Origin of the sequence: Marinimicrobium sp. UBA4209, assembly GCF_002381585.1 — a bacterium.
Classification (GTDB): Bacteria; Pseudomonadota; Gammaproteobacteria; order Pseudomonadales; family Cellvibrionaceae; genus Marinimicrobium; species Marinimicrobium koreense.
In genome coordinates this window covers 23,777-31,738 of record NZ_DFTP01000040.1, presented here as the reverse complement: position 1 = coordinate 31,738, position 7,962 = coordinate 23,777, and the positions used below count along the sequence as shown (strand labels likewise).

Sequence of the window (7,962 nt, the reverse complement as noted above, 5' to 3'; positions counted from 1 at the left end):
ACCGTCATATCGACGCTTGCCCGCAAAGCGCCGCGCACATCGCCGCGTTGAGTGACGAGCAGTTCGAGAGACGAGCGGGTCGCCGCATCGATCTGCATATGATCGGAGGCTGCCTCAAAGCGCGGCAGGCGCAGGGGGACCCCGGCACCTTTCTGGGTTTCGGCCACATAGGCGATCAGCGCGCCGAGCGCGGCGCGGGCGGTGCGGGAAAAGGCCGTGGGATCGACGGCGTTCTCAAAGGTTTCGCGCAACAGGCGGGCGGCTGCTTCGGACTCGAAGCTCTCATGCGGGCGGCGGGTGGCAGTGGCCAGCCGGTCCGGCCCGAAGATGCGCTGTTCGGTCAATTGATCGGCGAGGCGGTCCGACAGGATCATCTCGGCGGGGTCGATGCGGGCGATTTCATCGGCCAGGGAGTCAGTATCGAGGTCGGCGACCAGAAGCTCGCCGGTGGAAATGTCGGACCAGGCCATTGCGTAGCCCTCACCATCCGCGCCGAGCCGGGCGAGGGACAAAAGGAAGTTGTTGCCCCGGGCGGGGAGCAGGTCGTCCTCGGTCAACGTGCCGGGGGTGACGAGCCGCACCACGTCGCGTTTGACCACGGATTTGCTGCCGCGCTTTTTGGCTTCGGCGGGGTCTTCGACCTGTTCGCAAACGGCGACCTTGTGGCCCAGTGAAATGAGCTTTTTGAGATAATCCTGCGCCGCGTGGACCGGCACGCCGCACATGGGAATGTCATCACCGAGATGCTTGCCACGCTTGGTCAGCGTTATGCCGAGCGCGGCGGAGGCGATTTCGGCGTCCTCAAAGAACAGCTCATAAAAATCGCCCATGCGATAGAACAGCAGATAGCCCGGATTTACGCCCTTGATCTCAAAGAACTGGGCCATCATGGGCGTCATGCCCGTGGCGGGGGGCGCAGCATAATCGGCCTGTGGCTCGGTTTGCGTCATGAAACGGTAAAAAATCCGAGGATATGGCTGTTAAACGGTGGGGCACGCTAAGCCAAAATTTTGGTGATTCCAACTGCCGATCACAGGTTGGGATGCCGCAGCCCGGTGACCCGTTCGACGCGCTTGCGGTAGGCGGCGGGCGCGGCGGCAAAGCGGGCGAGAACGAAGACGTCGGTCGTTCCGAATTTTTGGTCGATAAAGGCATGGCTGGAAAACACAGCATTGACCCGCAGATAGCCGCGCACAAGGGGCGGCATGGCGCGCAGGGCTGTGTGGCGGTCGGTCATCCCGGCCGGCAGCATGTTCATGGCAATTGCGTGCTCGGCACGGGCCTGAGCGTGCCAATCGGATGGCGCGCTGGCAGTATGATAGAGATGGGACAACGCCTGGGCATGCTGGCGCGGATCGGTGCCGGGAAAACTGGCCGCCCCGAAATAGGCGTCAATCGCGTTGCCGCACGCATAAGCCCAAAGTCCGCACCACAGCGCCTCGATGGTGCGCATGGAGCGATAGGCGGGGGCAACGCAGGAGCGGCCCACTTCGCAAAAGCGCTGGCCGGGGTGGCGCGCAAACAGGGTTTTGAGGTCAAACTCGCTATCGGCGTACCAGCCCAGGCACGGGGCGGGACTGGCCATGACGCGATAGGTGCCGACAATGGGCGGCGTGTCGCCCAGGGTGCGGGCAGCAGTATCGATGACGATGATGTGGTCGCAATGGGGATCGAAGGCATCGGTCTCGATGTGCTTGGCGTGATCCATCCACGGCGCGTTTACACCCCGCTCGCGATGGAACACTTCATAGCGTAGTCGGCAGGCGGCAAAACGCTCGGCATCGGTTTGGGCAAGACGCACGGCGAACTGGCCCAGGCGGGCGAGCGGGGCCGGGCGGGTTTTTTCGAGTTTGAGCGCGGTGTCGATCATGGGTCTCGGGGGAGCGGGAGCGGTAACGTTGTTGTAGTCGAGTTGGGTGCTGGAGGGAATTGCGATGGTGGATGCCAGCGCTCAACTCCCCAAAGGGGCGAGGGAGTCAGGCTGCGGCTATCCTGGCGCTGGATATCCCAAGGGCTTCGGCATGATGAACCCTCGCCCCTTCGGGGAGAGGGTGGCCGGCAGGCCGGTGAGGGGGCCTTTCTTTTTGCCTGCCAACCCGAGGAACACTCTCCATCTTCCCTCTTGACTGCGCCATCTGAAACGCGCAATGACTTACGTACCTCAAAGGAGGAGACGGGGTTTTGGAGAGCAGCGGGCGCGTGACTGTGCATGATCTGGCGCGGGCGGCAGGGGTGTCGCTGGCGACGGTGGACCGTGTGCTGAACGGCCGGCCCGGGGTGCGCAAAGGCACAATCGAGAAGGTGGAGGCCGCGATTGCCGAAATCGGGTTTCGGCGCGACCTGACCGCTTCGATGCTGGCACGGGCCCGCGACATCGTTTTGAAAATCATCGTGCCCGAGGGGACCAACCAGTTTTTCGGCAAGCTGGCCGATGCGGTGGACAGCGTGGGCACTCAGATGCGCGCCGAACGGCTGCGGCTCGACCTTTTGCGCATAAAGGCCATGGACACAAGGGCGCTGGTCGAGGCGCTCGATGACATTGGCGCCGAAGACGCCGACTGCGCGGTGATCGTGGCCATCGACAAGCCTGAAATTCACGCTGCGGTGGCGCGGGCCGCGGGGCGGGGGATCAAGGTGATCGCTTTGGTTTCGGACCTGCCCGGTTCGGCCCGGCACGGGTTCGTGGGGATCGACAACCGCGCGGCGGGGCGCATAGCGGGATCGCTGATGGGACGGTTTGTGCCGCAGGGGGGCACAATCGGTCTGGTGGCCGGATCGCTGGAGTTGATCGATCATGCCGAGCGAATCCGGGGATTTTCCGAGATCATGGCGGTCGAATTTCCCAGCCTGACGCTGGTAGGGCCAATCGAGGGGCAGGACGAATTTACAGCGACGTATGAAAAGAGCCTGGTGCTTTTTGAAGCCCATCCCGATCTCGCAGGTCTCTATAATGCCGGAGCGGGCAATGCGGGGCTTTTGATGGCCCTCAACGAGCGCGGTCTTGCTGGCAAAATGCGGGTGATCGGGCACGAATTGACCGGGCCGACGCGGGCCGGGCTGGAATCGGGCGCCATCGACGTCATATTGGACCAGAGCCCGGAAGACGAAATCCGTGCGGTGTGCGCCACGGCGCGGCGGCTGGTGGTGGGGGCTGACGCCGCCCCACCGCAGACACAATTGGAAATCAGGGTTCTGATGCGGGATCACCTGAGCTAGGTTTCCCATATCCATCTTGCACGAGCGCCGAAAAGGCAGCCGAAACCGAGGAGATTTTCGATGACCGAGTTTGAGGTACGCACCTCATTTGTTGCGACGGAGGCCGCATGTTGACCTATCTCGGGCTCGATATCGGAACGTCGGGCGTCAAGGCGGTGCTGATTGACGGCGAGGGGCAGGCGTTGGGCGAGGCCAGTGCGCCGCTGACCGTTTCCCGCCCCCGACCCGGCTTTTCAGAGCAGGACCCCGCCCATTGGTGGGAGGCTGTGCTTAGGGCCGTCGATACGCTCAAGGAGCGCCATCCCGATAGTGTATCGGCGATCCGGGGGATCGGGCTGTCGGGGCAGATGCATGGGGCGACGCTGCTCGACAAGAACAATCAGGTGATCCGCCCGGCCATCCTGTGGAACGATGTGCGCGCGGCCACCGAATGTAAAGAAATGGAACAAGCGCTGCCCACGCTACGCCAGATTGCCGGCAATATCGCCATGCCGGGCTTTACGGCGCCAAAAATTTTGTGGGTCAAAAAGCACGAGCCGGAAAACTACGCCAAGATCGCCAAGGTGCTGCTGCCCAAGGATTATGTGCGGTTCCTTTTGACCGGCACTTACGTATCGGACATGTCGGATGCGGCAGGGACGCTGTGGCTGGACGTCGAATATCGCGGTTGGTCGGACGATCTTCTGGCGGTTACGGGCCTAACCACCGAGCACATGCCGGCGCTTGTCGAGGGGAGCGAACCTTCGGGGCACCTTTCGGGTGAGCTTTGCCGCCGGTGGGGGATTGCCGAGACGCCCGTTGTGGCCGGGGGCGGGGGCGACAACGCAGCCTCGGCTTGCGGCATCGGGGCGGTGGAGCCGGGGACCGGGTTCGTCTCTCTGGGCACTTCGGGGGTGCTGTTTGTTTCCAACGACAAGTTCCGGCCCAATACCGAAGGCGCCGTGCATGCATTTTGTCACGCCATTCCCAAGACCTGGCACCAGATGGGGGTTTTCCTTTCAGCGACCGACAGTTTGAACTGGTTTTCCAAGCTGGTGGGACAGGACGCGGCCGGGGTGACGCGGGCCGTTGCCGAGAACTTTTCCGGGCCGGGCGAGGAGATTTTCCTGCCGTACCTTTCCGGTGAGCGCACGCCGCACAATAACGCCAATGCGCGCGGCTCTTTTGTGGGGCTGTCGCACCTTTCCGATGCCCGGACCATGGGGCAGGCGGTGATGGAAGGCGTGGCGTTTGCGGTGCGCGACTGCCAGCGGGTGCTCACCGACGCGGGAACGCAGATCGATACGCTGATCGCCGTGGGCGGCGGGTCGAAATCGGATCTGTGGCTCGAAATGATCGCCACCAATTTGGGCATGGCGATTGCCGTGCCCGAGGATGGGGATTTCGGCGGAGCGTTCGGCGCCGCTCGGCTGGGGTTGATCGCGGCGACCGGCGCCGACCCCAAGGCCGTCTGCAGCACACCGAAAATCGAGAAAACCATCGATCCGAGAGCCGATCTCGTATCGGCTTATGACGAGACCTATGCGCGCTATCGCGCCCTTTATGCGGGTATTGAGGAGGCCCGAGCCCTATGAGCGATTTTTTCAAAGGCCTGAGCAAGGTCGAGTATGAAGGCCCGGACAGCGACAATCCGCTGGCCTTCCATCACTACAACCCCGACGAAATCGTCATGGGCAAGCGGATGGAAGAGCATTTGCGCTTTGCCGTGGCCTATTGGCATTCGTTTGCCTGGGAGGGGGGCGATCCGTTTGGCGGGCGGACTTTTGAGCGCCCGTGGTTCGATGACGGCATGGACGGCGCAAGACTGAAGGCCGACGTGGCGTTCGAATTGTTTTCCCTGCTCGGGGCGCCCTATTTCTGCTTTCATGACGCCGATGTGCGGCCCGAGAGCGAAAGCTTTGCCAAGAGCAAGAAGCGGCTCGAAGCACTGGCCGACATCTTTGAGCAAAAGATTGCCGAGACCGGCGTCAAACTGCTCTGGGGCACGGCGAATTTGTTTTCCAACCGGCGGTTCATGGGTGGTGCGGCGACCAATCCCGACCCTGACGTCTTTGCCTACGCCGGCGCGACCATCAAGGCCAATATGGACGTCACTCACCGGCTGGGGGGCGAGAACTATGTGCTGTGGGGTGGGCGCGAGGGGTATGAAACCCTACTCAACACCAATCTGGGCCAGGAGATGGACCAGATGGCGCGCATGCTCTCGATGGTTGTCGATTACAAGCACAAGATCGGGTTTTCGGGCGCCATCCTGATCGAGCCCAAGCCGCAGGAGCCGACCAAGCACCAGTACGATTTCGACAGCGAAACCGTCATCGGCTTCCTGCGTCATCACGGCCTGGACAAAGACTTCAAACTGAACATCGAAACCAGCCACGCCACCCTGGCCCAGCACACCATGGACCACGAAATGCAGGCAGCGGCCAACGCCGGCATGCTCGGTTCCATCGATGCCAACCGCGGTGACTACCAGAACAGCTGGGACACCGACCAGTTCCCGTACAACATCAACGAAACCGTTGAGATGATGCTGGTTCTGCTGCGCCACGGCGGTTTCCAGGGCGGCGGTGTAAACTTCGATGCCAAGCGTCGTCGTAACTCCACCGACCTGAACGACACCTTCTTCGGTCACATCGGTGGTATGGACGTGTTCGCCCGCTCACTGTTGATCGCCGACGACCTGATCCAGAAGTCGCCGCTGGAGAAAATGCGCGCCGAGCGTTACGCCTCTTTCGACAACGGTAAAGGTGCCGATTTCGAACAGGGCAAACTGTCTCTGGAGCAACTGGCCGAAATTGGTAACGCCCTGGGCGAGCCCAAGCAGACCAGCGGCCAGCAGGAGCTTTACGAAAACATCATCAACCGTTTCGTACGCTAAGCAGATTGTCCTGAAAACCGCTTCGTTCTCCAGAAGATTGTTTTGAAGGGCTGAGAGTGGACCGGCGGCGTGACAGGTTCTGAAAACGCGATGAATACATCCCTGTAGCTCTCTCACTTCATCCCTGAAGTGAGAGTTTCAGAACCTGTCACGCCGCCGGTCTTTCTGCCACCACGAAACCTGAGCAGTTTCCCAACCGTGGGTTAAGGCCACACTCTAAGTGCTCAAACACCAATAGCTACAGTAAATACTTAAAATACTAATATTGAAAAATTAATGTGAGAGAGAAAAACAATGAAAACATGGCTATCCCTTGCCGGGGCAGCGCTGCTATTGGGCGCCTGCACATCGACCAACAACCCCGATCAATCCCAAACCCACACCGAAGACTGTAGTCCCTACCTGGGCAACCCTTACGTCAAACACTGCCAGCAGTGGGAGACCACCTACGAGGGTCAACGCCAGGCGGATCTCGGTGACGGTACTTATCTCAACCCCATCATGTCCGGCGATCGCCCCGACCCGAGTATTCTCAAAGACGGCGACGACTACTACATGACGTTTTCCTCGTTTGAGGCCTACCCGGCCCTGACGATCTGGCACTCCAAAGACCTGGTGAACTGGGAGCCGGTTGGCCCGGCCCTGACCGAGTATGTCGGCAGCATCTGGGCGCCGGAGCTGACCAAGCACGACGGACGCTACTACCTGTACATTCCGGCAAAGTTTCCGGGCAACAACAATATCTATGTGGTCTATGCGGACAATATCGAAGGCCCCTGGTCCGATCCGATCGCGCTGGATAACGACCTGATTGACCCCGGTCACGCCGTGGGTGAAGACGGCAAGCGCTACCTGTTCCTGTCCGCCGGTTATCGTGTGCCACTATCTGACGATGGCCTGCGCATTACCGGCGACATGGAGCACGTCTATGACGCCTGGGATTATCCCGAGCACTGGGACGTGGAATGCGACTGCCAGGAAGGGCCCAAGATCATGCAGCACGGAGGCTATTACCATATGATCACCGCCGTCGGCGGTACCGCCGGTCCGCCTACGGGCCATATGGTGATTCACGCCCGCTCCAAATCCATCCACGGCCCCTGGGAAGACTCGCCCCACAATCCGATTGTGCGCACCGAGAGCGCCGCGGAGAAATGGTGGTCCCGCGGTCATGCCACCCTGGTGGAAGGCCCGACCGACGGTGACTGGTACATGATGTACCACGGTTATGAAAACGGTTATTACACCCTGGGCCGTCAGACCCTGATGGAGCCGGTGGAGTGGACCGACGATGGCTGGCTGGTCACCAAAGGCTACGACATGAGTCAGCCCATTCCCAAGCCCGAAGGTGGCACCGCGCTCACGCACGGTATCCCCCTTTCCGATGATTTCAGCACCAACAAGTTCGGCATCCAGTACAGTTTTTTCCGAGGGGATATTACCGAAAACGAACGGGTGCACTACGATCACGACGCTGGCGTTCTGGAGCTGGAGGCCAAGGGCGACTCACCCAGCAACAGCTCGCCTCTGACCTTCATTGCCGGCGATCACTCCTATCAGTTTGAAGTCGATATCGACTTTGACGAGGGTGCTCAGGCCGGCGCCATGGTGTTCTACAACGATAAGCTCTACGCCGGCGTTGGGGTCACCAAGGCGCATTTCGTCCTGCACCGCTACGGCATGGACCAGCGCACCGCCCCCAAGCCCGACGGCATGGACACCCAACTGCGGATGCGGATCACCAATGACCGGCACATTCTCACCATCCACACCAGTACCGATGGTGGGGAAACCTGGATCAAGTATCCGACCCAGATGGAAGTCTCCGGCTACCACCACAATGTGGCTTATGGCTTTATGAGTCTGCG

The 7,962-nt window shown here is 60.9% G+C and carries 5 protein-coding genes and 1 pseudogene; 4 read left to right on the top strand and 2 right to left on the bottom strand.

Features of this window, described 5'->3' with window-relative positions; translation table 11 throughout:
• Together B3187_RS05560 and B3187_RS05555 are read right to left on the bottom strand one after the other, a co-directional pair.
• Positions 1-950, bottom strand: a pseudogene (locus B3187_RS05560) (hypothetical protein); the annotation flags it as partial.
• A gap of 80 nt (positions 951-1,030) precedes the next feature.
• Positions 1,031-1,870 carry a GNAT family N-acetyltransferase gene (locus B3187_RS05555; RefSeq protein WP_286805012.1) on the bottom strand — a complete coding sequence of 280 codons (840 nt, stop codon included), beginning with the start codon at positions 1,868-1,870 and terminating at the stop codon, positions 1,031-1,033.
• 329 nt (positions 1,871-2,199) lie between these two features.
• Here B3187_RS05555 and B3187_RS05550 point away from each other — a divergent pair, with 329 nt between their 5' ends.
• From B3187_RS05550 to B3187_RS05535, 4 genes are all read left to right on the top strand, one after another.
• Positions 2,200-3,216 carry a LacI family DNA-binding transcriptional regulator gene (locus B3187_RS05550; protein WP_286805011.1) on the top strand — a complete coding sequence of 339 codons (1,017 nt, stop codon included), beginning with the start codon at positions 2,200-2,202 and terminating at the stop codon, positions 3,214-3,216.
• A gap of 107 nt (positions 3,217-3,323) precedes the next feature.
• A complete protein-coding gene (gene xylB / locus B3187_RS05545) occupies positions 3,324-4,790 on the top strand; it encodes a xylulokinase (RefSeq protein ID WP_286805010.1) in 1,467 nt (488 codons plus the stop codon).
• Positions 4,787-6,094, top strand: a complete 1,308-nt coding sequence (xylA, locus tag B3187_RS05540; protein ID WP_286805009.1) for a xylose isomerase — start codon at positions 4,787-4,789, stop codon at positions 6,092-6,094. The genes xylB and xylA overlap by 4 nt, the downstream gene beginning before the upstream one ends.
• A gap of 294 nt (positions 6,095-6,388) precedes the next feature.
• A partial coding sequence (locus B3187_RS05535) for a family 43 glycosylhydrolase (RefSeq protein ID WP_286805008.1) occupies positions 6,389-7,962 on the top strand: 1,574 nt, incomplete at its 3' end.